Below are 25,043 nucleotides of genomic sequence, written 5' to 3' on the forward strand. Positions count from 1 at the left end.
GGGGCATAATTTAAGTTTTTTAAATAGAACCAGCATCATGTGCGAAACAGATGGTCAATTTTTTACAGTTTTTACAAAATATTGTTCTAATGGCATTAGAAATTTATTCATTTTTTCATCAAGTTCAGAATCGATTTCTGGGATATTTAATTTATATAAATATCTAACTTCCTCAGGCAAGGAAGTTTTTAATAAAGGTGATTTTGCAAGTGCATTCCTATATCCATCTCCTGTTAACAAATATATTTCGTCACCTTTAGTTTTATACACTCCAAAATCCATAGGATCGAATTCAAGAACAAATTGCGCTAAACTATTCGTATTGTCTTGAAGGAATTTATTTACTCTATTTTTTATAAGTTCAGAATATCCACTTTTCACTTGAGTGATTCGATGATATTTTCTATTTACTAAGGAATTACTTAATAAAATGAGTAACTTAATTTCTTGAGAGAAGTTAGTTTTTATTTTTATATCGGAAATCTGTCGTAATAGTGTCCAAATCATAATCTGTTATTTTTTCATAATGTTTAAGTAAGTCCTTTAAAATGGCGTCTTTAGTTGTTTCTTTAACTTGGGAGATGTTATTTAAAAATCCTATTAAGGGAAAATGATCAATTTTCATTATCCTAGAAAGATCATATAAGTTTTTATTTATTAATTTTAAAACAATCTTGAGCAGATATTCACAGAAGCATTTAATCCTATGAAAATATACGTTTTTATTCATTAATCTACGTGCCATTATATAATGCTCAACAGCATTTAATGCTTTTTCTTCAATACAAATTACATTGTCTTTTTGACATATTTTCAAGCAATTAACTAGCCAATATAAATCAAAACATCCATAGGTTACCCCACAAAAATGACTATCTCTTAATAAATAATCAAAACGATCAACGTCGAGTTGTGAGGAGATAATCCCATGAAGTTTATGCTTTTTATCTGTATATATTTTTTTTACTTCAGAACTATACTTAGAATCAATTACGTTTTCCTCTATTAATTGATCTATGAATATTCTTGACCAATCTTCATGACTTATTTGTGACTCCTTCTTTGAATCAATTAAATTATTTGCTATTAAGGTTTCGTTAATGATTTTTTCAAAAGCATGAGAGAAAGGACCATGTCCAATATCATGCAATAAAGCTGTAATCGCCAGAGAAATTTTTTCATCTTGATCAGAAGAAATTCCATAAATTGACGAATAAACTAAAGTTGAAAGATAGGCAGTACCTAGAGAATGGCTAAACCTATTATGAACCGCTCCAGGATAAGCAAACTCAGCAAAAGATAATTGCTTTATCTGTCTAAGTCTTTGAAAATATTTTGAGTTAATAACTTCAAACAATGCTTCATGCACTTTGTCCTCAAAGCTCATAACTCCATGTACGGGATCACAAATAATCTTTCCCATTTTTATCCTTGTCTGAGGCTCCTTCTTGTTAAATTATAGTCAACTTTGACTAATTACTTACCTTTTTAAAAAATATAGATTCTCAACTATTACTTATAAAATTATTTACCTTACTTAGAAAGGTTTATATTTGATTGAATATGACTAATAAATCCGTATTATTATAGGTGCTAAAGTATGCTCAAATTCACCATAAATATGTGTTTTGGGGACATCAATGAGATAAGTATATCTAATTTTAAGTTTTTCATTTAAATCGCAATGAATAAAAATTTCTGCTACTCTATTCAAGCGGCTATCTAAAAGCTTGGCCTCAAACATAGAGAAAATAAAGAGTCATCTATATAATCAAATATGAGCATGATTTTTGAGAATTTTCTTGCATGATTTTGACGGTATAATTAACAAAAGTAAAATTATTCCAATAACTACGGTATATCTGGCAAATTGATGAAAAAACGAAAATATGATAAACCACAAATCCAAGAAGCTATATTTGAGGCCAAATTTAATTTCGAAAATTTTGATGTCGCTATGCCTGGTCAAATATTTGAGTTGATTAAAAATGAATATCCAATAAAGCAAGACTATAAACATTTTTCTCTGACATTCTCAGAAAACTCAAATCTTTCACCTTTAATACAAGCTCCATTAATACGAGCATCTAAAAATGATAACTCAGAAATATTACAATTTGGACCAGGAATAACAGTAGCCAATAATCTAAGATATGAGAGCTGGGATGCTTTTGAACCAACAATTAATAAAATTTTGTCCGCATATATTGATGTTGCTAACCCTATTAATGTCAATCGTATTGGAACTCGATACATTAATAATATTCATATTCCCTTAGAAAATATAAGTGTTTCTGATTATTTTAATTTAGATATACAAATTCCTAGCCAATTACCAAGTATGAAATCTCTCGAGCTTGTTTTTTTAAATGATGTCGTTAGGAATAATAACAGCTTTACGATACGAACAAGATTTTCAACCGAAACTCTAAAACAAAATGAAATTGGAGGAAGGTTTATTTTAGATTTAGATTGTTATATTGAAAAACAATTTGATTGTGATATTAAAAGTTTAATTTCATTAGCCAAAGAATCTCATGACATTTTAGAAGATTTTTTTGAGACTATAATAAGTAATAAGACACGTTCGATTTTGGAAGTTAAAAATGGATAGTTCTTCTATAGCTCTCCGAGCACCCTTAAAGCTTGAACCATCTAGTAAATGGATTAGGCCTAATACAACTTATGAAGATTTTAGTGCTAAAGCGTATGATGCTGAATCCATACAAAGAAGAAGAATAGAATCTATTATTTCGACTATCACATTACAGGATAATAAAGAATTACAGATCGAGCACTTATTTAAACTTAAATCGCCTCTTATTCAAAAAAGAAATAAAATTATAAAAAATCCTATCAAATTAATTTTTTCTAAAAGTAAGTTGAAAGATATTGATGCAGAACTTGATAAAATTGAACTAGAAATCTATAGACTTCAATCACAGGATACCAAAAATAATATGGATATTGATAATCTTCTACTACATATAGAAAAAAAATTATCAAGGCGTAATCAAATTTTTTCAGAAAGCTCATCAAAAGCTTAAAGACTATCATTATAAATGGCTACATATCGAACTTATAAACCTAGACTTAGAATAGACTTCAATTATTCTTGTGGGTATTGCAAGGCCAATGAGCCTGAGATTGGAGGAGCAAAAAACTCATTTCAAATAGACCACTATCAGCCAAAAAAAGAGTTTCCTGAATTGATAAATAATTATGAAAATCTAATCTATGCATGTAGAGCATGTAATCAGTACAAGGGTGACTATTGGCCTACTCCTTTTGAATCTTTATTACAAAAAATAATATTAAATCCCAGAGTAGATAATTTAGAGAAACATATAGATCTAAGAAATTTTGAGTGGATGGCTAAAACGCTTAGAGGAAAATGGAATATTTTAAAATTAAGATTAGCTTCAGAACCCCATATAACAAGAAGAAAAGACAGAGCTAAAATTCAACAGATGATTAAAAAGCTTTTAGACAAAATACCAACATTTCAAAAGGAGATCCTTGATTTAGAAACGAAAGGAGATATTTTAAATTGTCAAAAGCTTAGACAAGAATATGAAGAGCATTTAGAAGATATAAACACGTTGAAAAGAAAAATTGAAGGGCCTATGGAGTAAATAGTAATCCCCCTGAAAAATCTTTTATAAATAATTTATATCCACCGACACAATTAAGTTTTTTTAATGGTTTTTTACTGATTTATATACTTATACAGTGTAGTCTTACCAACACCAACCATTTTGCAGATAGATTGAATTGAATGTTTTTTATTGGCATATAGAGTTTTTACCAGCTCTTTTTGCTCATCACTGAGTTTCTCTGGTCTGCCACCTTGTCGACCCCGAGCCCTAGCAGCCTCAAGGCCAGCAAGGGTACGCTCTTTAATCAAGTTTCGTTCAAATTCAGAAAGTGCACCAAAGACGTGAAACATAAATTTCCCAGAAGGTGTCTCAGTATTAATAGCCTCGGTAACACTATGGAAACCGATTCCTTTTTCTTCTAGCTTACTGACATAAGAGATTAAATGTTTGAGTGATCGCCCTAGCCTATCCAATCGCCAAACAACCAAAACATCCCCTTCTCTTAGAAAATTTTCAACCTTCTCTAAACCAGGTCGTTCAGATACAGAACCACTAATCTTATCAGTAAAAATTTGCTCACATCCCACCTTTTTCAATTCATCCAATTGCAAGTCTAAATTTTGTTCATGTGTAGAAACTCTGGCATATCCTACTCTCATTAATATTCCTTAATGTTCGGAAAGGCTAAAAGAATAGAATAAAATGAACTTTGATTAATGTATAGAGTTTTCGAACTTGTTTTCGGGGGTGAAATGTAAATTTTTGAACATCAATATCAGGCGTTCACAAACCCATCGTTTTATGGAATAGAATGTTAAGAAGATAATAGAAATTAGCGGAAGAATAAGTCCAGATAATCCCTTTGAAATGAAAAAACAAATTAATTTTCTTATAAATCAAGGAGTTATATGGTGGAGGCGGCGGGAATCGAACCCGCTACCATGTATTTTGCTCTTTTCACGAAATACCACTAAAGACCATGAACAACCATGTCAATTCTGGGCTATCGTTCTTTCTCCAAAATATATTAAGTTGTCTTTCATCGTCTGTAATTGTCCTCAAATGGTGCCGTTTTGGTGCCGCTAATTAGAGGTGAGTTCAGCTTGCTCGATCGCATCAGGAAAAAGATACACCTTATTTATCCGCTTCTCTTTCAGTAGCCCCTTAATGTAACATAAGTTGCTTTCTGTTCGTTCAATCAAAAACTCCTTAAGTTCAAATCTACAGGTGTCCAATCGATTTTTATAGCGTTGACTAAAATAATTCAATGATGGGAAGGCTCCGTTTTGCAAAAAGAAAGAACACGGATGGCTAAAATAGCTGAAAGTACCTTCTTGTCTTTCCGCTCTAATGTTTTCTGTGTGTATATTTCTATCATGTATTTTAATTGGCGACTGTGGATCAAGGATTTTAAAAGCGTATAAAGCAAGAAATTTGGAGTTTTGCTCAGATTCATTTCCTAAAGCAAAATAAATAGCCACATGAAAATTATATGACCAATCTAATGCCGCAGTTGGGATCCCATAATGTTGTGGCAATGTCTCGTCTACAGCAGACAGATCTTCATAGGGATTAGCTCGCTGAATGAGCGCCCCATCCTTTAAACTGTGACGGTTAATAATGGTTGGAAGATATCTTTCAAACATCTGTTGAAAAGTGGTTTCCTGCCTCCAATACTCAGCGTCACGTAATAGAAAGCTGGCAACATCTTGTTCAGAGACGTTATCAGGATTATTTTTAACAAAAAGATGAAGAGAATGGTTGTAGCGCATTATATAAAGGCACCATTCTTTTAATAAGTATATTGCTGGATGTTGCGAATGAATAGGATTAGATGAATACCATGATGCTATAGTTTTTTTAATTTCTTTGCTATTGAACCACTCATCAAGCTGCGTTAGGTGAATATTAAAGTCTATCTCCATTTGAGCAATCGAATGTTCTCTAAAAGCACTGGGTGTTAACTGATACCTATAATCTTCATGTCCTCTGAAAACATACCCTTCCAAAGACAATTGCTCTAGCGTAGAGATTATAGTGCTGATGCTTGCTGTCATAGAATGAACTTCTTTTTAAGAATGGATGGTTCAATTGTTAATTGCATTATGATTTAATATTCTGCTCACATATGCAATAAAGGGATATTTAATGAGGAAGGAAATATTTTTTTCAATTTTATTAGCTCTACAATTTATTGTAGGCTGTGTTCCTAGATCATTAGAACCAAATGCGAAAAAAGTGGTGATTATCTATAATCAAAGTACTATGGCCAAATCATGTGAGTTTTTAGGGAAAATATTTAATAGTGATGTACATGGAAAAAAACTTCACTTCACGCTTGGTTTAGAGAAAAATCTAAAAACCGATGACCTTAATTTTCTTAAAAATGAAGGGGCTAAATTAGGGGCCAACCTTGTTGTATTTGAAGAGCATCACACATCAATAGAAAGGTACCACCCTCAACCTGGTCATATAACCGACATTAGTATACATGCTATTTATGCCAAGGCTTATCGATGTCCTCCAAATTTAATCAAAAGCATGGAACAATTAAATGAATATCATCATGCATATAAAAATCCAGTGATTACTAAAAATAATTAATTATTGATGGAGTAATGGAATAGCAATAAGTCGATGCATCTTTTAAAAAGCATCTGTAGATATATAACTGCATTAAAAAAAATGCTCTGCCATAAATTAATTAAATGAAAACCTCTAAACTTTATAAAGACTTATATCCTCTTTTAGGTGTTTAACAATATCATCTAAATGATGAATAAATGTCATCATCTCTTCTATGCCACTAGAAAAAGTTGCAGTAGCACGATTAATTTCATTCATACTCTCAACGATTTGCTCAATTCCAACTGCTTCTTGCCTAATAGATACCTCAATGTGTTGGCTTGAAATGGATGCTTCATTAATCATTTTACTTAGCGCATGAATAACGTCGCCTGCTTTCTCAATGAGCTTAATTCCTGAATCAAGAGTGTTAGCTCCTTCTTCGGTAACGGTGACCGCTTTTTCAGTGCTACGCCGTATGTCCTCAAGAATTTTTTGCACCTGTATCGTGGATTGTTCTGATTGCTCTGCAAGGTTTCTTACTTCAGTTGCCACTGCGGCAAAACCTTTTCCAGATTCTCCTGCTTTTGATGCTTCAATTGATGCATTTAATGCTAACATCTTGGATTGTTGGGCAAGCGTATTTACTACTAACGTAATTTCACCGATTTGTTGCATGTGGTTACTTAAATCAAGAATAGTTTGCGCAATAAGCTTCATCTTTTCTTCTGAAGCCCTAATACCCAGAATGCTTTGTTCTACAGAATGAGCACCAAGCTTTCCCTGTTCATAGGTATTTTGAGCCACTTCTCGTAAAACCTGAGCTTTAGCCATAGTGTTTTTTGAACTATTGTCTATTTCTTCCAATGAAGCACTGATTTGATTAATCGCAGATGCTTGGGAACTAATTTCTATTGCTTGTTTATTGGCAGAAGTGAGTACCGTTCCTACCATTGTGACGATATCACTGCTGGCTTGTGTAATTTTTTTTGTTATTGATGAAAGCCTATCCGTCATAGAGTTTAAATCTCGGCCCAAATCTTGTAATATGCCTTCATTTTCTATTTCAAGACGATGACGAAGATCACCGGAAGCAACTTTACTGCTATGTAGACTAAATTTTTTCGAAGAATTAATCAGATTTTCCAATAACACTCGAGTCTCCTCCTCTTTATTACGAAGCATTTCTTCATTCTTTTTTATGGCATCTTGCATGATTTTTAGGGATAAAAGTAGCTTACCCAATTTATCTGATGATATGATTTCGATTGCTACGTTTCGCTCTCCTGCGGCAATTCGCTCAGCAGCATTTATTGCATTATCTAGTGGAATGGATAATGCTCGCTGTGTCATATAAGGGACAATCACTGTTAAAAAAATTGCTAAAATCAACAGCCACAAAGCGGATTTTTTTAAAGAAATTAAATTCTTATCTATTTCATTTATATGAGATTCAATTTCTTTGGATAAGTCTTTAAATAGCCCCCCTTCTCTTTTACCCGTTATCTCCGAAGAAGGACCATCAATGAGATCTATCATTGATTTTTGAATGGCTCGTGTTTTGTTCCTGCTATTTTCTACATTATCTGGATTATTAGGATCTCTTGGAGCATTTATTATTGAAGCTTGAGCTTGATGCAACGATTTATAAAGCTGTCGAAGCTTATTCCATTTATGTTGTATTTCTTGATTATCCAATACTTGGATTACTTGATCACCCTGGACTCTAACTTGATGAATTTCATTCCATATATTGTCAAAATATATCTTATCTTGTGGGTTTCCTGTCATTGCCCAATGCTCCAAGATGTCTTGAGATTGATAAATTTGGGCATCAAGGATAGGAGGCAAATTCTCATTTTGAATTTTGTTACTCAGGTGGATTATATAGTTTACTTTGGGTACTAAAAGTATAATCAATATTAATAAAGGTAATCCAAGAGTCATAAATCCAATAAACAATCGGGTACCCAATGTAATCACAAAACGCCGTTGGATTGCATTAGCTTTCATTACTGCCTCCTTTTCACCATGAGATTTATTGCATCACTAGGACCTTCACCTCATTACCAAATCTTAATAAAATTTTTAAGTGGACCATTTTAAAATAAGATGGCTTACATTTTAATTGGTCAGGATTCATATACTCCACCTTCAGAAAGATCTTCCTTAGTGGTTAATTGAGTAGAGATACAAGTCACTAACGGAACTCCTAATATGCAATGATCATAGTCAAAAACAATTTCACTCCCAATGCGTTTTTGTTTTCATTTATTCCTTAAAATTTGATAACCTCTTCAATAACAACACAAACAGCCCCTTTACTTAGTTCGTTTCAACCGAGTTACTGAATCAATCAGTTTTAAGGTATCTTGTCTGGTAAAAGGTTTAACACATCGCATTTCTTCTTGCGTTCCCTTCATGTCATTATGATGTGTCATTATTACGATGGGTGTAGCTTGATTTAAATTTGAATCCTTTTGAATACGTACAATGAGTTCCTGGCAGTTAAATCCTTGCGTTAAATTTGTATCAATTAAAATCACATCATAACGTCTCATTAAAGCAAGCTCCAAACCAGAGTTCGCATCACAGGCCATATCTACCTTATGATTCAAATTCTGCAATTGTGCGCGCAGGAGAATGCGTTCGCCTAATGAATCATCGACTACCAAAAAAAACAAACAATCGACCATAAGACACCTCATATCACTTTCTTGAACCATCGAGGTACACCTCTTTTGTTATTCCTATGCCTCTTGAATTTCCGCATGTCCTTTATGAGAATTCAAGAGTCGCAATCCGTTCGCCACTACGATTAAACTAGCTCCCATATCCGCAAAAACAGCCATCCAAAGAGTCGCAATACCTCCAAGGGCTAAAATAAAAAACACTCCTTTTATGGCAATGGATAATGTAATGTTTTGCCGAAGAATTCTTGCGGTATTACGGCTCAAATCAATATATAAAGGCAACATGGCCAAATTATCATTCATCAACGCTACATCGGCCGTTTCCAATGCCGTATCCGTTCCTTTTCCCATTGCAAAACTTATACTGGCTTTGGCTAAAGCCGGTGCATCATTAATACCATCCCCTACCATTCCTACCGCTTTGTAATCCTCTAAAAGCTGATTAATCGCTTGCAGCTTATCCGTAGGCAATACATTGGCCTTCACTTCATCAATACCTACTTGATTGGCAATCGCTTTTGCCGTTACTGCATTATCCCCAGTTAACATCGCTGTTTTTATCCCTTGTTCATGAAGCCTTGAAATAGCCCATTGACTGGATTGACGCAATGTATCCGCCACTGCAAACAAAGCAAGGACAGTGGTATCATTACTTAAAATAATTGTGGTTTTTCCCTCTTCTTCCAATCGTTTCAGCTCTTCTTCTACCTCAGGACTGCATACATTATTGTCTTCAGCCAGTTGATGGTTCCCTACATAATACAATTCATTTTGCACCACGCCTTTGACTCCACGACCCGGAAGTGCCGTAAACTCACCAACTTCTAATAAACCAGAGCTGGGTTGTTGTTGCCAATAGGTTACTAATGCATGCGCTACAGGATGCTCGGAATGACTATCAAGGCTTGCTGCAATGAGCAGCAACTCTTCTTTTGTTCTACGCGCGTCATGTACAATAAAATCAGTCACTACGGGTTTACCTGCCGTTAAGGTACCTGTTTTATCTAAGGCAATTAATTTTAACTGATGCCCAGTTTCTAAATAACTTCCTCCTTTAATCAAAAGCCCATGCTTGGCGGCAGAGGCTAATCCGCTCACCACAGTCACCGGGGTTGAAATCACCAAAGCACAAGGGCATGCAATCACTAATAAAGTGAGGGCTTTATAGATCCAGTCATAAAAAGGATAACCAAAAACCAAAGGTGGAATTAATGCGATAAGAACTGCAATCATCACCATAATCGGCGTATAATATTGAGCAAATACATCGACAAAACGTTGTGTCGGGGCACGTTCTGCTTGCGCTTGTTCAATTGCCTTCCCAATTTTGGCAAGAAGGGTATCTCCCGATGCCTTAGTCACTTTGACGTCAAGAACTCCGTACTCATTAAGTGTACCAGCAAAAACTGTATCATCTATCTCTTTACTAACCGGCATGGACTCACCTGTAATCGGTGCTTGATTGACCGTGCTTTTTCCTATAACAACCACTCCATCCATGGCAATGCGCTCTCCTGGTTTCACTCTAAAGACTGCTCCGGGTTGGATCTTCTCGATATGGACCATTTGCCATTGGCCATTATCCTGTTTTACTCGTGCAACTTCAGGTGCAATTTGCATCAAACTGCGAATAGCAAGTCGAGCTTTATCTAAAGAATAACGTTCAATACGTTCAGCCAATGCAAACAATACTGTAACCATAGCAGCTTCAGGCCACGCACCTATGATAATTGCCCCAATAATCGCAATCAGCATCAAGCTGTTAATATTCATTGCTTTGGTACGTAAAGCCAGCCACCCTTTTTTAAACGTAGGTGGACCACTTAGAGCAATTGCCAATAAAGCTGGAACAATAATCCAAACTGAAAATTCTGTATTCAGAGAATAAGCCATGACTTCTGAAAAAAGTGCCAAAACCCCTGCTGATAAAATAATTTTCCAGGAAAAATCAGAAACGGGTTTTTCTCCTTTTTTAGTAGTTATTTGACTGCCTTGCGTGCGAACAGTCATTCCTAAGGATTCTATACGGCCTTGCAACCCATCAATGACAGGAAGACGATGGTGAATCGTGACCTCTTCCGCAATAAAATTAAAGTCCAAATGCTCAATTTCAGGAACGTCTTGTAACTGTTTTCTGATGAGTTTTTCTTCTGCAGGACAGTCAAGACCAGCTACAAAAAATGTTGTCGCTGTTAATTGCGTTGTCATATTGAGCTCCCACATTGCCCACAAAATCGAGTGCCTGGGACATTGGGAGTTTGACACCGTGTACATACGACTCCCTGTGATTCATTTCGAGACATATAGCTGTTCTCATAATTTTTTTGCTTATGATGAGAATTACGGTATCCATTTTGGTAAGAACTACCATTTTGCCCATGATGCCTATTCATGTAATTACCCAATAGTCGTTTTATAAAACTCATGTTATTTCTCCTCATCATCTTCTTCAGCAAAATGTCGCAGCATGTCGTCCAAAATGCACCGTACATGCGTATCAAAAATACTGTAATAAATATGCTTTCCTTCTCTTTTAGCAGTCAATAAACGCGCAGATCGCAACAAACTTAAATGATGACTTGCCAGTGGAACAGATAGATTCAGCTGCTCTGCTAACTCAGAAACTGATTTAGGTCCTTCTGTAAGGCACGTGAGTAGAAGCCGCATGCGGTTGGGCTCACCCATTAAATGCAAGGTATCGCTCAGAGTAATAATTTGATCTTGGGTTAGCATATTTAGTTCAACAGTTAAATAAGTATTTAACTATTAATATAGGCAATACAATGAATTTGTCAAATATGACCACATGGATGTATAATCAAAGGAGCAGAAGCTGATTAAGGTTAATGCACATTTTGTAACCAAAAAGGCGGGTAATATTAAAATTTCTACACTGCCTGTATAAATGCTTATAATTTATCAGAGCTTATTTATCTTCCTTTTTAAATAAAAGATATATTATCTGTTCTTTCCCAGAATGTCCCAGAACATCAAAAGTATTCATTAGAAGTTTACAATGCAGCAGACATACCATGTAAGAAAAAAGCTAAGATGATTAGCAATACTAATAAAGCAATTATCCAAGAGAAAGTTTTCTTTCTTCTCATATTCTCTCCTGATATTAGTGAAATATTTGACCTTTAATAAAAATGTAGTCCAAAATTAAATAAATATTCAATTACTTAATTATAAAGTCATAGGGATAATAAGAATGAAGGACCAATCAAACCAATCTAAAAATCGCTCCAAAGAGAGTTCTTTATGGTTTGCTTTGCTATTAACTGGAGGCTTTCTTATTGCTGAAGTTATTGGTGGAATTATCACGGGCAGTCTTGCGTTGCTTTCTGATGCAGCTCATATGCTCACTGATGTCACCGCACTTATTATCTCTTTGGTTGCTATTTATGTTGGCAAAAAACCTGCCGATGCATCACGAACTTACGGGTATTATCGATTTGAAATTTTAGCGGCTACATTCAATGCCGCTCTTCTATTCGTAGTAGCCCTTTTTATTCTGTTTGAGGCTTACAAACGCTTGAAAAATCCTCCAGAAATATATTCAATGGGCATGTTGGTTATTGCACTTTTAGGTTTAATAATTAATTTCATCGCAATAAAGCTATTATCTCATGGGAAAGAAAGCAGTCTAAACCTTAAAAGCGCTTACTTAGAGGTTTGGAGTGACATGCTTAGTTCTTTAGGTGTGATCATTGCTGCGTTAATCATTCATTATACTCACTTAGCTTGGATAGACTCACTGGTCGCAGTACTCATCGGTTTGTGGGTACTACCTCGTACATGGCAGCTTTTGAAAGAATCAATTAACATCCTCTTAGAAGGAGTACCTGAAGGTATGGATATAAAAAATATTGAAACAACCATCCTCTCAGTAGCAGACATTCTTGATGTTCATGATTTGCATATCTGGGCGATTACAAATGATAAAATTAGCTTAACTGCTCATTTGGTTACACAGATAGGAAATGAAGAGAACATCAGAACAGAAGTTCAAAAAGTACTCTCCGAACAATTTAATATCATTCATACCACACTACAATTAGAACAAAGTAGAACACCTACTTGTGAGGTGCATTAGAAGGTGCCTTTTTCCTCCTTTCATGAAACACGTAATACAAGCCTGGTAAAACAAGTAATGTGAGGAAAGTAGAAGAAATAATGCCACCGATAACTACCGTTGCTAAAGGCCGCTGTACCTCAGAACCTGTACCAGTTGCTAATGCCATAGGCACAAATCCCAAAGAGGCCACTAAGGCTGTCATAAGTACAGGTCTTAGTCGGGCCAGTGACCCTTGCAATACTGCATCTTTTAAATAAAATTTTTTCTGTTCATGAAGCTTATTAATAAAAGTAATCATCACAAGGCCATTGAGCACCGCCACCCCTGATAAAGCAATAAACCCGACCCCTGCCGAAATAGATAAAGGAATTCCACGTATCCACAAAGCAAAAACACCGCCGGTTAAAGCCAAAGGAATGCCTGTGAACACCAACAATGCATCTCTTGCCCTGCCAAAACTCATAAACAGTAATAAGAAAATGCCAAGTAGCGTAACGGGTACTACAATCTGTAAACGTTGTGAAGCAGATTGCAATTGCTCAAACTGCCCACCCCAGTCAATCCAATAACCACTGGGTATTTTAACGTTCTGTTCAATGCGCAGTTTTGCATTATTCACAAAGGTACTTAAATCACTACCTCGTACATTGGCACTAACCACCACTCTGCGTTTACCCATTTCACGACTAATTTGATTAGGTCCTTCACTTCGTACCATTTTCGCTACTTCACTTAAGGGAATAAAATGCCGCTCACTATCTTTAGATGGAGGAAGTGGTATAAAGACTTCACGTAATACATCGGGATCGGTACGGGAAGACTCAGGTAATCGTACCACGATATCAAAACGCTTATCCCCTTCAAAAAGCTCTCCACCCTTTTTTCCACCGGTAGCAATTACTATGGCATCTTGAACAGCGCCAACTTGCAAACCATAACGCGCCAAAGTATCGCGATTAATTATCACCGTCCAAAGAGGTAATCCACTCACTTGTTCGATTTTGACATCTGCAGCTCCAGGTACTTTTTTAAGTTGTGTACTGATATTTTCTGCGATCTCCAATAAAGTATTCATATCATCTCCAAATACTTTGACCGCGACATCACTACGAACCCCCGAGATCAGTTCATTAAAACGCATTTGTATGGGTTGGGTAAATTCATAATTATTTCCTGGAATTTGTCTTACTGCATTTTCAATTTCCTGTACCAGTTCCTGTTTGGTTTTTTTTGGATTAGGCCAATCCTTATGCTTTTTTAGAATAATAAAGGTATCGGCAACATTAGGTGGCATCGGATCGGTAGCTACCTCTGCAGTTCCTAATTTTGCAAATACCGCCTTTACCTCAGGAAATTGTTTCACCCTCTGTTCAACCAAATCCTGCATGGCGATGGCTTGGGTCAAGCTCGTCCCTGGAATCCGCATGGCATGCATGGCAATATCTCCTTCATCAAGGCTTGGAATAAATTCCCCGCCCATACGCGATGCAATAAACAAACTCAACATAACCAAGACGATCGCGGCACCTATAACCCAACGCCGAGCATGAAAAGATCGTCGCAAAACACGCGCATAGCTTATTGAAAGATAATGCACCAGCCAATTTTCTTTTTCCTGAACACGACCTCGCAAAAAAATAGCAATTGCGGCGGGGACAAAAGTGAGAGCAAATAGCATCGAGGACATAAGGGCAATAATTACTGTTTCTGCCATAGGCAAAAACATTTTACCCTCCACACCCGTTAATGTAAGAATAGGAAGATAAACAACAGTAATAATAAAAACTCCAAAAATACTGGGTCGAATAACTTCAGTAGTGGCATAAGAAATCACTTTTAAACGCTCTTCAAGCGTTAAACGTCGTTGTGCTGCATGTTGCTTTTCCCCTAAATGTTTGATGCAGTTTTCTACGATTATAACCGCACCATCTACAATCAAGCCAAAATCTAGTGCACCTAAACTCATAAGGTTTGCACTGATCTTATTAGTCACCATTCCCGTGATGGTGAGTAACATGGATAAGGGAATGACCATAGCAGTAATTAATGCAGCACGGATATTTCCTAAAAATAAAAAAAGAATAATGCAGACGAGCAGTGCACCTTCGAGTAAATTGTTTTTAACCGTGTTGATCGTTGCATTAACCAGCAAGGTTCGATTGTAAACAATAACAGCTTCAACACCTTCAGGAAGTGACTTGTTGATTTCTTTCATCTTCTCAGCAACCCGCTCAGAAACCGTTCTGCTGTTTTCACCCATCAACATGAACACTGTGCCCAAAACTACTTCCTGGCCATTTTCAGTAGCTGCCCCTGTACGTAGTTCTTTACCGTAAACAACTTTCGCCACATCACGCATGCGTATTGGAGTTCCCTCGAAACTAGCAATCACGATATTTTCAATATCAGGAATGTCTTTTACTTGACCAGGAACACGAATAAGATTTTGTTCTCCATTGTGTTCTATATAGCCTGCCCCAACGTTGGCATTATTACGTTGGAGAGCTTCAACCACATCGCTTAAACTCAAGTTATAACGCACTAACTTGGAGGGATCGGGCGTAATATGAAATTGTTTCACATGCCCCCCAATCGTATTGACCTCTGCTACCCCTTCCACATTGCGCAATTGCGGTTTAATAATCCAATCTTGAATGGTGCGAAGTCCCGTGGGGTTGTAACGCTGACTTTTAGGCACATGGGGCTTATTCGTCACCGTATACATAAAAATTTCACCAAGACCGGTAGAAATGGGCCCTAATGTGGTTTCAGACTCTGGCGGTAATTTGTCTTTGACTTCTTGTAAGCGCTCATTAATCAGCTGTCTCGCAAAATAAATATTAGTTCCGTCTTTAAAAACTACAGTCACTTGGGACAAGCCATACCGAGATAAAGACCGGGTGTAGTCGAGATTGGGTAGACCGCTGAGGGCTAATTCAATAGGAAAAGTAATTCGTTGCTCTACCTCAAAAGGCGAGTACCCAGAGGCTTCTGTATTGATTTGAACCTGGACATTGGTAATATCCGGTACAGCATCAATAGGAAGCCTTTGAAAATTATAAACACCAAGCAAGGCGATAATCGCTGTAAACAGCAGGATAAACCAACGATGTTTTAAAGAAAAACGTATTATTTTTTCCAGCATCTTTCATCCTTAATGCTCATGGCTTGCGCCTTCCTTACCCATTTCCGCCTTAAGATAAAAGCTATTTTTAGTCACATAACGCTGCCCTACATCAAGACCTGATAGAACCTCAGCCCATTGTTTGTCTCGTTGGCCAAGTTCTACGGGAGTGGCTTCAAAATAATCTCCTTGCTGGACAAACACCACGTCTTGATCGCCAATGCGTTGCAATGCCGTAAGAAGCACCGCTACCGGCACTGTTTTTTCTTCGATGATAATATAACCGTTGACATACATACCGGGAATCCATAATCGCTGTTCATTGGGTAAAATTGCACGTGCCAAAGTGGTTTGACTGTCCTCTATCCCAAGAGAAGCAATATAAGAGATATGGCTTGTCGTTTTAGGTTTTCCTTCATCACCAATTACATCAATAGTCATTCCCGTTTTAACTAGCGGGGTATCTTTGCGATATAATGTAAAATCAGCCCATACGTTGGTTAAATTAGCAATATCATAAATGGGTTTGTTATTTTGAGCCAATTCGCCATTAGTTGAATATTTTTGTACTATAGTTCCTGTTATAGGTGCATTTATGTTGTAATTTTGTAAACTTTCATTGCTTTCAATTGTCGCTAATAAATCTCCTTTTATTACCTCATCGCCTAAATTTTTATTCATTACTTTGATAATGCCTGCATAACGAGCATAAATGGGAGCCATGGTATCCCGATTAGGCGCAATTTTTCCTACTACTTTTAATTGAGTTTTAATTGTTTGGCTTTCTGCCTTTTCGGTTTGAATATTGGCTGATTGAAGTATGTCAGGAACTAATTTAACCCTTCCCTCATAACTTTTATATTGCCAGCCGTAGACTTTACCTGAAAGCGTTAATTGAAGTGAAACATCAAATGAATGAGGTTCTTTAATAACCTGGTTACTTTGTAAAAAATTCTCAATAGGCTTAAACGTAATAACTTCTTTTCCGCCATTAAATCGGGTTAATTCTGCAGTAAGTTGAGATGAGTTAGAAGGAATAGCTTCTCCTTCTTGATAAAGATATGCACGAAAATGTGGTGGCATCCCTCGTTCAAACAAGAGAAATTCAAGGGTTATATTGTCTTTTTTAAAAAGACGACCTCCGTGTGGACCTTTTTCAAACTCTTCTTGAGATTCACTCTGTTGATTATCGTCATCTGCCCCGAATACCACAGGAGTAATTAGTGTCGATATAAAGATAATTAAGAATAACAAGGAGACGAATTTTTTTATAAGTTTCATTTACTTTCCTTTGTCGGATGTAACCCTAAAAGACCAGTCAATTGAATGAGTGCTTTATGAAAATCAGCATGAGCTTGTTGGTAATGACGCTCTTCTTCATATAAAGTATTTAACGAAGTAGATAATTCAATATATGTATATCGTCCCATTTGATAACCATCTTGGGCGAGCTTAATTGACTTGCGCGCTAAAGGGAGCAAAGATTTCGTCACTAATTGTGCTTCATACCTACTTTGCTGCGCCTGTAAAAAGGTATTGTATGCTTTTTGACGAACCTCTAGACGCGTCCCTTGAAACTCATAGGCTGTTTGTGAGTATTGGGCTTCCGCAGTCAAAATCTTTCCCTGATTGCGGTTATAAACAGGTGCATCTGCAAAGACGGACATCACTGCAGCATTACTGTCGTCATCCGAAAAATGCCGACCACCCAATTGAACATTTAAATCAGGCCATACTGATTTTTTGACTGCAGTAATAGTGGCACGCTTGGCTTGTAATAGCAGTTGCATTTGCAACATTTGCGGGCTTTTCGGTACTTGTTTCACCAGATCGACCCAGTTTAAAATTACATCAGGCAAACCCTTATCAATCAAGGGTCTGTCCACTCGTAAACCATTGCCAAGCAAACGAGCTAATTTTGCTCGTAAGAAGAGCGCGTCACGTCCTGCTTTTTGCTCTTGGATACGTGCCTCCCCTGATCGAATTTGCGCTAAACGCAAATCAAGCTCCGCACCAACCCCAGCTTTAACTCGTTTGTCAATGGCAGTCACAATATCCTGATTCAAACGAACGAGCTTTTTGGTTACCTGATGCCATTGAACGGCATAAAATGCATCGACATAAGCACTTCCTACAGCCATATATAATGCTGCTTTCTGAACATTAATTTGAGCTAAAGACGCTAAATAATCTGCATATGTTGCTTTTTTCAAATACTTAAGACGACCGCCTAAGGGAATCGGTTGCGTTATAGATGCAGTCGTTTCTGCTGCCTCATAACCTGAATAACTTCCAGATCCTCCAAAATTCTCCGCAGTTAAGGTCAGCTGCGGATTCGGATACAGGCCACTTTGAATAAAGGCTCCACGCATGGCTTCTGCTTTATCCATCTCTGCTTGTAACTCAGGGTTATTGCGATAGGCAATATCCAAAGCTTCATGGAAGGTTAAGGGTGCGGCGTGAACCACCGCTTCCTGAAACAGAACGCTTAACAAAATTGCCATGGAGATCTTAATGAAAAAACGCATTCCCTACCTTCACTTGTTCCTAGGTAAATTTATTGAGTTTGATATGTTATTAATTTACATCTACTCTAGTAGATAATCAGTATGCTAACCTTATTCCATAATAACTTATATCATCCATGAAAAGTAGTTGTGTTGGTAGTTGTATTTCTGACCAATTCTATGGGATGTGCATTGAAAGCGGTTTATCACATATCACGCGCAACTAAATGGGGAATCGAACCCGCTGACAAAGATTTTAAGGGTTACTCTAACGACAACAAAAGACCACGAGAGCCTAAATAGATAAAGGTGAGATATGTAACTTTATTTTAATTGTCTTTGAAGGTCTGAAATTGTCTGCAAGTGATGCCGATTTGGTGCCGCTATAAATCAGATTAAGCTGATTCTAATTCTATATGATGAATGCTGAACCGCTTCTACCGTGTGGCTTGTATCAAAAATTACTTAGATTAGCATGTCCGAATGTTTTGCATCACTGTCCCAATAATCTCTATTTCGAGGCCCTCTTCCGCTTTAATATTCGGCCAATTATCATTTAAAGTATGCAACTCAAACTCTGGTGAGGTGTAAGACAATTTTTTATATTGGCAAATAATTGCCTCCATCTTATTGCCAATTTTAACTGCTACATATTTACTTGGTTTTGGAGATACTGCAGGATCAATGACCAATATGTCATTTAATCTGAACTCTGGTATCATACTATCGTCCAAAATCTTCAATGCAAATGCATCATTACTTAAGTTAGGTAACAACACCGAACTTACAGAGATAGTGATATTCTCTGATTCTTGTTGTTTTTGATGCATGTTTATATGTTTCTTTGCATCACATGCTTGACTGTGATCTAAAAGCGGAATTAATTGGGTAGGACTTTTTACTTCAAACTGCTTTTCATCCGACAAACACATCAAATAAGCAGGTGAAACATCCAATGCCTGCGCAAGCGATTTAATCTCTTCCGGCCCCGGAGTACGCACACCCTGTTCCCAATTCGTCAGGCGCGTTTGTTTCAACCCCCCTGCAAGCTCGCCAAGAGCCTTTAACGTCAAGCCTTTAACCTTCCGTGCCTCAAGAATACGTTTGCCAATTTCCTTTTTGATATTTAGCTCAGCCAAGGTTGCCCCTAAAAATTAGAATTAACTATTGCAATATCACAATTTGTGATATAAATTAGTTTATAAATTTACGATTTGTGAATAATATTCTGGTATTTTTATAAAGATATCACATTATGGATATAAAAACGAGGATGAGTAGGGATTACCCATGATGGATTTTGTGATTAATGGTGATGAGTTAGAGGCAATGAGTGGGTTACCCCATATCCAGCAACTGGCTTATTTAAGAGGGATACGACCTTATATGGACGTTAAAACCGGAATAGTCGGAGTCAAAAGGCGCATCAGTCATCAGTCTATTTCTGAGCAACTATATGTAGAGCCGCATCAAGGCATAAAAAGTCAGAGTTTTTCGCGTGATCAAGTTCGACGTGCTATTTCAGGATTGGTGCGTGCCGGGCTAATCGAAGTGCAATCCGAAGGAATGCATTTGATTTTGAAATGTCCTTTATCATCTCAGCATTATTCTGTCCAAAATAAAGCCGCCATAAACCCGCCACAGAAAGCCACCACAAAACCGCGTGGGGAATCCCTTGAGAATACTGGGTTATCCGAGGTTGAGGCACTAAAAGCCGACACAGTGGAATCCCAAAAAGCCGCCATACCTCATAAAGATAATTATTATATTTATTTATTATCGCAATTCGAAAAATTCTGGTCGCTTTATCCTGAGAAAAAATCCAAGAACAACGCACAAGCTGTATTTGAAGAGCTAAAACCTAACGCTGAGCTATTTCACACCATCATCAACGCATTGAGCGCCCAAATTAATCATCGCGAAACCATGAAACTACAAGGCACATGGGTGCCACCTTGGAAATACCCCGCGAATTGGCTTGCACAACGTTGCTGGGAGGATGAATTACCTACGGATGCATTACAGGAGAAGCACCATGCAGAGCATACAAAAAATACTCGTAAACGTCACACCACAGAAGACCTGTTCTGCCCACCCTGTGATGTCGAAGAGCGAGGAAACACCAATGTCATCCAGCTCCAAAGATGCCTTCAAAGCTGAGAGACGTATTGATTTATTGTTCTCCAAGTTTGCGGCCTTTTATGGGCATGTTTGGAGAAGTCAGTTTAAGGATGAAGTTTTTTTGAAGTTTGCCAAAAGGGAATGGCAAGAAGCGTTAAGTGATTTTACCGATGCGGTACTGACCAAGGCCATTTTAAATTGCCGTGATTTTTACGAGTTACCGCCCACGCTGCCGCAATTGCTGTATTGCTGCAGACAAATCAGGAAACAAGAATCGTTTTATGTTGTTAAGGATGTGTATCAACCTGCAAACAAAGCTGTTGTGAGTTCCTGTTTGCAGAAGTGCAAGGAACTTTTAGCAAAATAACTGGAGAGCACCATGTTGGTTTTAACACGAAAAGCAGGGCAACAAATTTTAATAGGCAAAGGCTTGATTCAAATGAAGGTGCTCAAGGTCGATGATGACATCATCAGCATTGGCATTAAGGCACCTCTACATATTGATATTGACCGAGAAGAAATTTATCTGAAAAAACTCCAACAAGAGAGGGCAGAATCTTCTACGAAGAAGGTGGCGCTATGAGCAAATTCAAAAGATGGAGCCAGCTTCTTCGCAATCATCTATGCGATCTTTATTTAATAGGGGTTTGTGCCCTGCTGCCATCGCTATCCCATGCCCAATCGATAGAAAGCATCATCAATAGAACCATCAATTACCTGCAGGGTGGTCTTGCACGAACTATAGGTGTGTTTTGCATCATCATCGCAGGTTACCTGTGTTTGGCGCGTCAAAAATTTCCCAAAGAATATTTTGTGATGATTCTTGTGGGGATGGGTATCATCTTTGGCGGATCTTCCCTGTATTCAACGCTTATTGGATAGGAGATTCTTATGAGCGATTTGGAAATAAGTCCTATATTTAATGCGCTAACCCGTCCGGCAATGATTGCTGGGGTGACCTTTGAATACCATATGTTAAATCTCATTATGTCGATGTGCGCGTTCATAGGTATCTCCCCACTGTATGGTCTGATTTTTATTCCCTTACATGTTTTCGGATGGCTGGTATGTCGATACGACACCCATTTTTTTACCATCTGCGCAAAGCGCTATTTATTGCCTCAAGTACCGAATACATCATTATGGAGGGTTCGCTCTTATGAACCTTTCTAAGACTTTGAAGCAGGTTTATCAGGAAGCAAAAGTTTCTGATTTATTTCCTGTAACGCATCTTAATACCCCCAGCATTTTTGAATCGCAATCAGGCTTTGTGGGTTCGGTTCTCAAGGTCGATGGAGCTGCTTTTGAAATTGAGGAAGCCGATACTCTAAATCACCAACGCTTCTTGCTACATCAAGCATTAGTAAGTTTGGATTCTCGTTTCATCGTTTATGTGACAACACACCGACAAAAAATATCATGCCCATTAATTGGAGAATATAAGCCAGGGTTTGCGAAGGATCTGGATGAGCGTTACCAACAACGTTTTAAAGATAAAAACCTGTATAAAAATACCCTGTACATTACGGTTGTGCTTAAAGGAGATGATACCAGCAAAACTGGGTCTTGGTTGCAGTGGGCTAAAAGCCTCTCAATTAAGAGAAATAGTGAGCTGGCTGAACACCACAGAGAACAAAACATCCAAATCCTAAATCGTGCTGTTGAGCAATTGCATGCGAACCTTACCCCTTTTGGATCATCGATACTTGGCGAGCAGGATGAAGCATTGGGCTTTAGCGAGCTGCTTCAGTTCCTTGGGTTAGTAGTCAATGCAGGCCAAACAGCGTCATTTAAACATCCTGTTTACAGTCCTCCAATAGCGAACTCGATTCCTCATACATTCAAACAAGAAACCAAATACCCTGAAGGGCACCTCAGCCAATACTTAAGTACCTGCCAGCTTCTATTTGGGGAATGCATCCAGTTTCAAGGAAATACCCAAGAAGATTGCATGTTTGGCGCGATGTTGTCACTCAAAAAATACCCCACTAACACCGCCAGTATACTTTTAGATTCGATGTTATCTCTGGATTGTGAATTTATTGCCACACACACCTTTGCACCCCTTGGCCGCGACAGTGCCTTGGATATGATTTCTAAAAAACGTTCCAAACTCCTAAATGCCGAGGACAAGGCATTAAGCCAAACCACTGCATTAAGCGATTTGGAAGATGGAATTGCCAGTGAAACTCTATTACTAGGCGCACATCATCACACCGTAATGTTATTGGCGCCAAAAAAGTCCTTATTAGATGCAGCCATACTGGATGCCACCAAACGCTATGGATCTGCTGGAATTGTTGTGGTGAAAGAAACGCTGGGACAGGAACCAGCTTTCTGGAGCCAATTGCCTTGCAACCAACATCTTATAACACGTGCCTCCCTGATTACTTCCCAAAATTTTGTGGATTTTTGCCCATTACATAACACCCAAACGGGCTTTTCCAATGAGAACTTTTTAGGTGGTGCGGTGACACTTTTGGAAACCCCATCGAAAACCCCAGTCTATTTCAACTACCATGCCCGAGGCTCTAAAACCAATCCATCCAAAGGACATGCTGCAATTTTTGGAGGAAACAACGCAGGAAAAACTACACTGGTGAACTTCCTTGATGCACAAATGGGACGTTTTGGCGGAAGAAGTTTTTTCATAGACCGGGATGAATCCTCCAAAATTTATATTTTGGCTTCCGGTAACAGCTCTTACATCAAAATAGAGCCATCCAATCCAATCGCCATGAATCCATTGCAACTGCCGGATACCTCAGAAAATCGTTCGTTACTGAAATTATGGTTTGCAACCTTGGTACAAGCAGAAGGCGAGCGCGTTATCCCAAGCGATATTGCTGAAATCATCAATGATTGTATCGATTACAGCTTTGAGCAACTCGCCCCGGAATTCAGGACGCTTAGTCATCTAAGCCAATTTCTACCCGTTGATTTTCCACGTTGGCCACATCTAAAAAGATGGTTAAAGCGTAACGATTCCAGAATTGATGGCGAATTTCATTGGCTGTTTGACAACCAGCACGATGCCTTAAATCTTGATTTTGATAAGGTGGGATTTGATGTTACCTACCTGATGGATCAAGTACATAGCGTTATTGCAACGCCTGTCTATTTATATTTGTTGCATCGTATGCGCCAATGCCTCGATGGTCGGTTAACCTCTTTTATTATTGCTGAAGCATGGCAGCTCTTTGCATCTCCCTTTTGGGAGAAAGCGCTTCGCGAATGGTTGCCTACGATTAGAAAGAAAAATGGGCATTTTATTTTTGATACCCAGTCCCCAAAAACGATTACCGATTCACCGATTAAACACATTGTGCTGGATAACCTGGCCACCTTGATTGTATTTCCCAATCCACTAGCAGACAGGGAAACCTACATGGAGCATTTAAAGCTGACCGAAGCACAATTTGAGGCGATTAAAGAAAACACGCTCGAATCACGCATTTTTTTGTATAAACAAGACCACGAAGCTTTTTTGTGCAAACTGGATTTAAGCGGTTTAAGCCAATACATCAGGGTACTTTCTGCCAATACCCAATCGGTTAAGTTACTGGATGAAATCATCCAAGAAGTGGGTCATGCCCCTGATATTTGGCTTCCTGTCTTTTTTGATAGGAGCAAAAAATGAAAATAACAGCCTGTTTCTTAATTGCAGCGCTGAGTATAAGTGGGGCCAGTCATGCGGATATTTTTGGTGTAGAAGATGTCCAGCTTATTGCCTTGGCTATGAAACAGCTGGGTGAGCTTCAAGAACAATACCGGGTACTTACCGATACCTATCAAACCGCAAGAAGTCAGCTTGATAACTTAAATCAGCTCAAATCCATGAACTCAGGGCATTATGGATTTGGTGACTTTAACAATGGTTTAGATACCCTACAAAGCTGGCAATCACCTGTCAGCACTTGGCAGGATGCACTGCAAAACCTCTCAGGAGGCAATCAGCAACGATATCAGGCACTCATCGATGCGTATGAAAAGAACCATCCCGCATTGGATGAAAGCAGTTATGCGCGTTTCACTACTCCTGCAAATGCCATGCGTTTTAAAGAAGATAAAGCGGTGAACCGTGCAGTGCTTGTGCAAACCACCGAAAGCTATAACGAAATCAACAAGCATATGGAAGCCCTCCATAAGCTCTCACAACAAATTGAAAAAACACCCAACACCAAGGGAGCTATTGATTTGAATTCCCGTCTCATTACCGAAATCGGGTTTATTCAATTAATGAGCTTAAGACTTCAGGCGTTAATCAGCCAGCAAGCAGCACAGGAAAATTTATCCGCGCTACAAGACAGGGCTGAAATGGCAAAGTTCAATCGATTATCCAAGTGACAAGGAGTA

General features: G+C 37.9%; 25 protein-coding genes. 12 read left to right on the top strand and 13 right to left on the bottom strand.

The features are described from left to right. Nucleotides 1-54: 54 nt before the first annotated feature. Together KYQ_RS15845 and KYQ_RS15850 are read right to left on the bottom strand one after the other, a co-directional pair. Nucleotides 55-381 (bottom strand): hypothetical protein, encoded by a 327-nt coding sequence (locus KYQ_RS15845; protein WP_231294577.1) that lies wholly within the window; start codon nt 379-381, stop codon nt 55-57. 76 nt (nt 382-457) lie between these two features. Beyond that, entirely contained in the window at nt 458-1,423 is a 966-nt protein-coding gene (locus KYQ_RS15850) for an HD domain-containing protein (RefSeq protein ID WP_010655106.1), read from the bottom strand. A gap of 450 nt (nt 1,424-1,873) precedes the next feature. Between KYQ_RS15850 and KYQ_RS15860 the strand changes: the two genes are divergently transcribed. From KYQ_RS15860 to KYQ_RS15870, 3 genes are read left to right on the top strand one after another with little or no spacing between them, the layout of a single operon-like run. Beyond that, entirely contained in the window at nt 1,874-2,614 is a 741-nt protein-coding gene (locus tag KYQ_RS15860; protein WP_010655107.1) for a TIGR04255 family protein, read from the top strand. Continuing rightward, complete coding sequence (locus KYQ_RS15865; RefSeq protein WP_010655108.1) at nt 2,607-3,047, top strand: hypothetical protein; 441 nt, start codon at nt 2,607-2,609, stop codon at nt 3,045-3,047. The genes KYQ_RS15860 and KYQ_RS15865 overlap by 8 nt, the downstream gene beginning before the upstream one ends. Nucleotides 3,048-3,062: 15 nt before the next feature. Next, entirely contained in the window at nt 3,063-3,635 is a 573-nt protein-coding gene (locus KYQ_RS15870) for an HNH endonuclease (protein ID WP_010655109.1), read from the top strand. A gap of 74 nt (nt 3,636-3,709) precedes the next feature. Here KYQ_RS15870 and KYQ_RS15875 read toward each other — a convergent pair whose 3' ends face one another. Continuing rightward, the gene (locus tag KYQ_RS15875) at nt 3,710-4,258 is read right to left on the bottom strand and encodes a recombinase family protein (protein ID WP_010655110.1); all 549 of its coding nucleotides are present in this window, start codon (nt 4,256-4,258) and stop codon (nt 3,710-3,712) included. Nucleotides 4,259-4,681: 423 nt separating this feature from the next. After that, nucleotides 4,682-5,656 (bottom strand): FRG domain-containing protein, encoded by a 975-nt coding sequence (locus KYQ_RS15880; protein WP_019350277.1) that lies wholly within the window; start codon nt 5,654-5,656, stop codon nt 4,682-4,684. A gap of 91 nt (nt 5,657-5,747) precedes the next feature. Here KYQ_RS15880 and KYQ_RS15885 point away from each other — a divergent pair, with 91 nt between their 5' ends. Next, nucleotides 5,748-6,203 carry a DUF4156 domain-containing protein gene (locus tag KYQ_RS15885; protein WP_019350278.1) on the top strand — a complete coding sequence of 152 codons (456 nt, stop codon included), beginning with the start codon at nt 5,748-5,750 and terminating at the stop codon, nt 6,201-6,203. Nucleotides 6,204-6,317: 114 nt separating this feature from the next. Here KYQ_RS15885 and KYQ_RS15890 read toward each other — a convergent pair whose 3' ends face one another. The 5 genes from KYQ_RS15890 to KYQ_RS15910 all read right to left on the bottom strand — a co-directional run bounded on the left by KYQ_RS15890 (nt 6,318) and on the right by KYQ_RS15910 (nt 11,590). Next, nucleotides 6,318-8,177, bottom strand: a complete 1,860-nt coding sequence (locus KYQ_RS15890) for a methyl-accepting chemotaxis protein (RefSeq protein WP_019350279.1) — start codon at nt 8,175-8,177, stop codon at nt 6,318-6,320. 308 nt (nt 8,178-8,485) lie between these two features. Further along, on the bottom strand, nt 8,486-8,890 hold the full coding sequence (locus tag KYQ_RS15900; RefSeq protein WP_231294578.1) for a response regulator: 405 nt from the start codon (nt 8,888-8,890) through the stop codon (nt 8,486-8,488). Nucleotides 8,891-8,914: 24 nt separating this feature from the next. Further along, entirely contained in the window at nt 8,915-11,065 is a 2,151-nt protein-coding gene (locus KYQ_RS15905) for a heavy metal translocating P-type ATPase (RefSeq protein ID WP_019350282.1), read from the bottom strand. Continuing rightward, entirely contained in the window at nt 11,062-11,349 is a 288-nt protein-coding gene (locus tag KYQ_RS19655) for a zinc-ribbon domain-containing protein (protein ID WP_322783788.1), read from the bottom strand. Before KYQ_RS19655 ends, KYQ_RS15905 begins: the two co-directional genes overlap by 4 nt. Beyond that, nucleotides 11,285-11,590, bottom strand: a complete 306-nt coding sequence (locus tag KYQ_RS15910) for an ArsR/SmtB family transcription factor (RefSeq protein WP_019350283.1) — start codon at nt 11,588-11,590, stop codon at nt 11,285-11,287. Before KYQ_RS15910 ends, KYQ_RS19655 begins: the two co-directional genes overlap by 65 nt. Before the next feature lie 478 nt (nt 11,591-12,068). Here KYQ_RS15910 and KYQ_RS15915 point away from each other — a divergent pair, with 478 nt between their 5' ends. Next, complete coding sequence (locus KYQ_RS15915) at nt 12,069-12,953, top strand: cation diffusion facilitator family transporter (RefSeq protein WP_019350284.1); 885 nt, start codon at nt 12,069-12,071, stop codon at nt 12,951-12,953. Here the strand turns inward: KYQ_RS15915 and KYQ_RS15920 are convergent. From KYQ_RS15920 to KYQ_RS15935, 4 genes are all read right to left on the bottom strand, one after another. Then, on the bottom strand, nt 12,934-16,080 hold the full coding sequence (locus KYQ_RS15920; protein ID WP_019350285.1) for a CusA/CzcA family heavy metal efflux RND transporter: 3,147 nt from the start codon (nt 16,078-16,080) through the stop codon (nt 12,934-12,936). The two genes, KYQ_RS15915 and KYQ_RS15920, sit on opposite strands and share 20 nt — an antisense overlap. A 9-nt stretch (nt 16,081-16,089) precedes the next feature. Continuing rightward, a complete protein-coding gene (locus KYQ_RS15925) occupies nt 16,090-17,340 on the bottom strand; it encodes an efflux RND transporter periplasmic adaptor subunit (protein ID WP_019350286.1) in 1,251 nt (416 codons plus the stop codon). Then, nucleotides 17,337-18,563 (bottom strand): TolC family protein, encoded by a 1,227-nt coding sequence (locus tag KYQ_RS15930; RefSeq protein ID WP_409365745.1) that lies wholly within the window; start codon nt 18,561-18,563, stop codon nt 17,337-17,339. Before KYQ_RS15930 ends, KYQ_RS15925 begins: the two co-directional genes overlap by 4 nt. A 473-nt stretch (nt 18,564-19,036) precedes the next feature. Further along, nucleotides 19,037-19,705, bottom strand: a complete 669-nt coding sequence (locus tag KYQ_RS15935; RefSeq protein ID WP_019350288.1) for a helix-turn-helix domain-containing protein — start codon at nt 19,703-19,705, stop codon at nt 19,037-19,039. 151 nt (nt 19,706-19,856) lie between these two features. Here KYQ_RS15935 and KYQ_RS15940 point away from each other — a divergent pair, with 151 nt between their 5' ends. Genes KYQ_RS15940 through KYQ_RS15970 form a run of 7 tightly spaced genes read left to right on the top strand, consistent with a single transcriptional unit; the run spans nt 19,857 to nt 25,034 of the window. Next, nucleotides 19,857-20,726, top strand: coding sequence for an LvrA C-terminal domain-related protein (locus tag KYQ_RS15940; RefSeq protein ID WP_019350289.1), 870 nt, complete (start codon nt 19,857-19,859; stop codon nt 20,724-20,726). Next, entirely contained in the window at nt 20,692-21,054 is a 363-nt protein-coding gene (locus KYQ_RS15945) for a hypothetical protein (RefSeq protein WP_019350290.1), read from the top strand. Before KYQ_RS15940 ends, KYQ_RS15945 begins: the two co-directional genes overlap by 35 nt. A gap of 12 nt (nt 21,055-21,066) precedes the next feature. Beyond that, complete coding sequence (locus KYQ_RS15950; RefSeq protein ID WP_019350291.1) at nt 21,067-21,270, top strand: carbon storage regulator; 204 nt, start codon at nt 21,067-21,069, stop codon at nt 21,268-21,270. Then, complete coding sequence (locus KYQ_RS15955) at nt 21,267-21,569, top strand: TrbC/VirB2 family protein (protein WP_019350292.1); 303 nt, start codon at nt 21,267-21,269, stop codon at nt 21,567-21,569. Before KYQ_RS15950 ends, KYQ_RS15955 begins: the two co-directional genes overlap by 4 nt. 9 nt (nt 21,570-21,578) lie before the next feature. Beyond that, a complete protein-coding gene (locus tag KYQ_RS15960; protein ID WP_019350293.1) occupies nt 21,579-21,860 on the top strand; it encodes a VirB3 family type IV secretion system protein in 282 nt (93 codons plus the stop codon). Beyond that, nucleotides 21,847-24,327 (top strand): VirB4 family type IV secretion/conjugal transfer ATPase, encoded by a 2,481-nt coding sequence (locus KYQ_RS15965; RefSeq protein ID WP_019350294.1) that lies wholly within the window; start codon nt 21,847-21,849, stop codon nt 24,325-24,327. Before KYQ_RS15960 ends, KYQ_RS15965 begins: the two co-directional genes overlap by 14 nt. Then, a complete protein-coding gene (locus KYQ_RS15970; RefSeq protein WP_019350295.1) occupies nt 24,324-25,034 on the top strand; it encodes a TrbJ/VirB5 family protein in 711 nt (236 codons plus the stop codon). The genes KYQ_RS15965 and KYQ_RS15970 overlap by 4 nt, the downstream gene beginning before the upstream one ends. Nucleotides 25,035-25,043: the final 9 nt, after the last annotated feature.

It is taken from the genome of Fluoribacter dumoffii NY 23 (assembly GCF_000236165.1).
Classification (GTDB): Bacteria; Pseudomonadota; Gammaproteobacteria; order Legionellales; family Legionellaceae; genus Legionella; species Legionella dumoffii.

What these genes read in the sequence shown, in the direction of transcription:
- KYQ_RS15850 (WP_010655106.1), bottom strand. Translation starts at nt 1,423, where the DNA reads ATGGGAAAGATTATTTGTGATCCCGTACATGGAGTTATGAGCTTTGAG.
- KYQ_RS15860 (WP_010655107.1), top strand. Translation starts at nt 1,874, where the DNA reads ATGAAAAAACGAAAATATGATAAACCACAAATCCAAGAAGCTATATTT.
- KYQ_RS15865 (WP_010655108.1), top strand. Translation starts at nt 2,607, where the DNA reads ATGGATAGTTCTTCTATAGCTCTCCGAGCACCCTTAAAGCTTGAACCA.
- KYQ_RS15870 (WP_010655109.1), top strand. Translation starts at nt 3,063, where the DNA reads ATGGCTACATATCGAACTTATAAACCTAGACTTAGAATAGACTTCAAT.
- KYQ_RS15875 (WP_010655110.1), bottom strand. Translation starts at nt 4,258, where the DNA reads ATGAGAGTAGGATATGCCAGAGTTTCTACACATGAACAAAATTTAGAC.
- KYQ_RS15880 (WP_019350277.1), bottom strand. Translation starts at nt 5,656, where the DNA reads ATGACAGCAAGCATCAGCACTATAATCTCTACGCTAGAGCAATTGTCT.
- KYQ_RS15885 (WP_019350278.1), top strand. Translation starts at nt 5,748, where the DNA reads ATGAGGAAGGAAATATTTTTTTCAATTTTATTAGCTCTACAATTTATT.
- KYQ_RS15890 (WP_019350279.1), bottom strand. Translation starts at nt 8,177, where the DNA reads ATGAAAGCTAATGCAATCCAACGGCGTTTTGTGATTACATTGGGTACC.
- KYQ_RS15900 (WP_231294578.1), bottom strand. Translation starts at nt 8,890, where the DNA reads ATGGTTCAAGAAAGTGATATGAGGTGTCTTATGGTCGATTGTTTGTTT.
- KYQ_RS15905 (WP_019350282.1), bottom strand. Translation starts at nt 11,065, where the DNA reads ATGACAACGCAATTAACAGCGACAACATTTTTTGTAGCTGGTCTTGAC.
- KYQ_RS19655 (WP_322783788.1), bottom strand. Translation starts at nt 11,349, where the DNA reads ATGTACGGTGCATTTTGGACGACATGCTGCGACATTTTGCTGAAGAAG.
- KYQ_RS15910 (WP_019350283.1), bottom strand. Translation starts at nt 11,590, where the DNA reads ATGCTAACCCAAGATCAAATTATTACTCTGAGCGATACCTTGCATTTA.
- KYQ_RS15915 (WP_019350284.1), top strand. Translation starts at nt 12,069, where the DNA reads ATGAAGGACCAATCAAACCAATCTAAAAATCGCTCCAAAGAGAGTTCT.
- KYQ_RS15920 (WP_019350285.1), bottom strand. Translation starts at nt 16,080, where the DNA reads ATGCTGGAAAAAATAATACGTTTTTCTTTAAAACATCGTTGGTTTATC.
- KYQ_RS15925 (WP_019350286.1), bottom strand. Translation starts at nt 17,340, where the DNA reads ATGAAACTTATAAAAAAATTCGTCTCCTTGTTATTCTTAATTATCTTT.
- KYQ_RS15930 (WP_409365745.1), bottom strand. Translation starts at nt 18,563, where the DNA reads ATGGCAATTTTGTTAAGCGTTCTGTTTCAGGAAGCGGTGGTTCACGCC.
- KYQ_RS15940 (WP_019350289.1), top strand. Translation starts at nt 19,857, where the DNA reads ATGATGGATTTTGTGATTAATGGTGATGAGTTAGAGGCAATGAGTGGG.
- KYQ_RS15945 (WP_019350290.1), top strand. Translation starts at nt 20,692, where the DNA reads ATGTCATCCAGCTCCAAAGATGCCTTCAAAGCTGAGAGACGTATTGAT.
- KYQ_RS15950 (WP_019350291.1), top strand. Translation starts at nt 21,067, where the DNA reads ATGTTGGTTTTAACACGAAAAGCAGGGCAACAAATTTTAATAGGCAAA.
- KYQ_RS15955 (WP_019350292.1), top strand. Translation starts at nt 21,267, where the DNA reads ATGAGCAAATTCAAAAGATGGAGCCAGCTTCTTCGCAATCATCTATGC.
- KYQ_RS15960 (WP_019350293.1), top strand. Translation starts at nt 21,579, where the DNA reads ATGAGCGATTTGGAAATAAGTCCTATATTTAATGCGCTAACCCGTCCG.
- KYQ_RS15965 (WP_019350294.1), top strand. Translation starts at nt 21,847, where the DNA reads ATGAACCTTTCTAAGACTTTGAAGCAGGTTTATCAGGAAGCAAAAGTT.
- KYQ_RS15970 (WP_019350295.1), top strand. Translation starts at nt 24,324, where the DNA reads ATGAAAATAACAGCCTGTTTCTTAATTGCAGCGCTGAGTATAAGTGGG.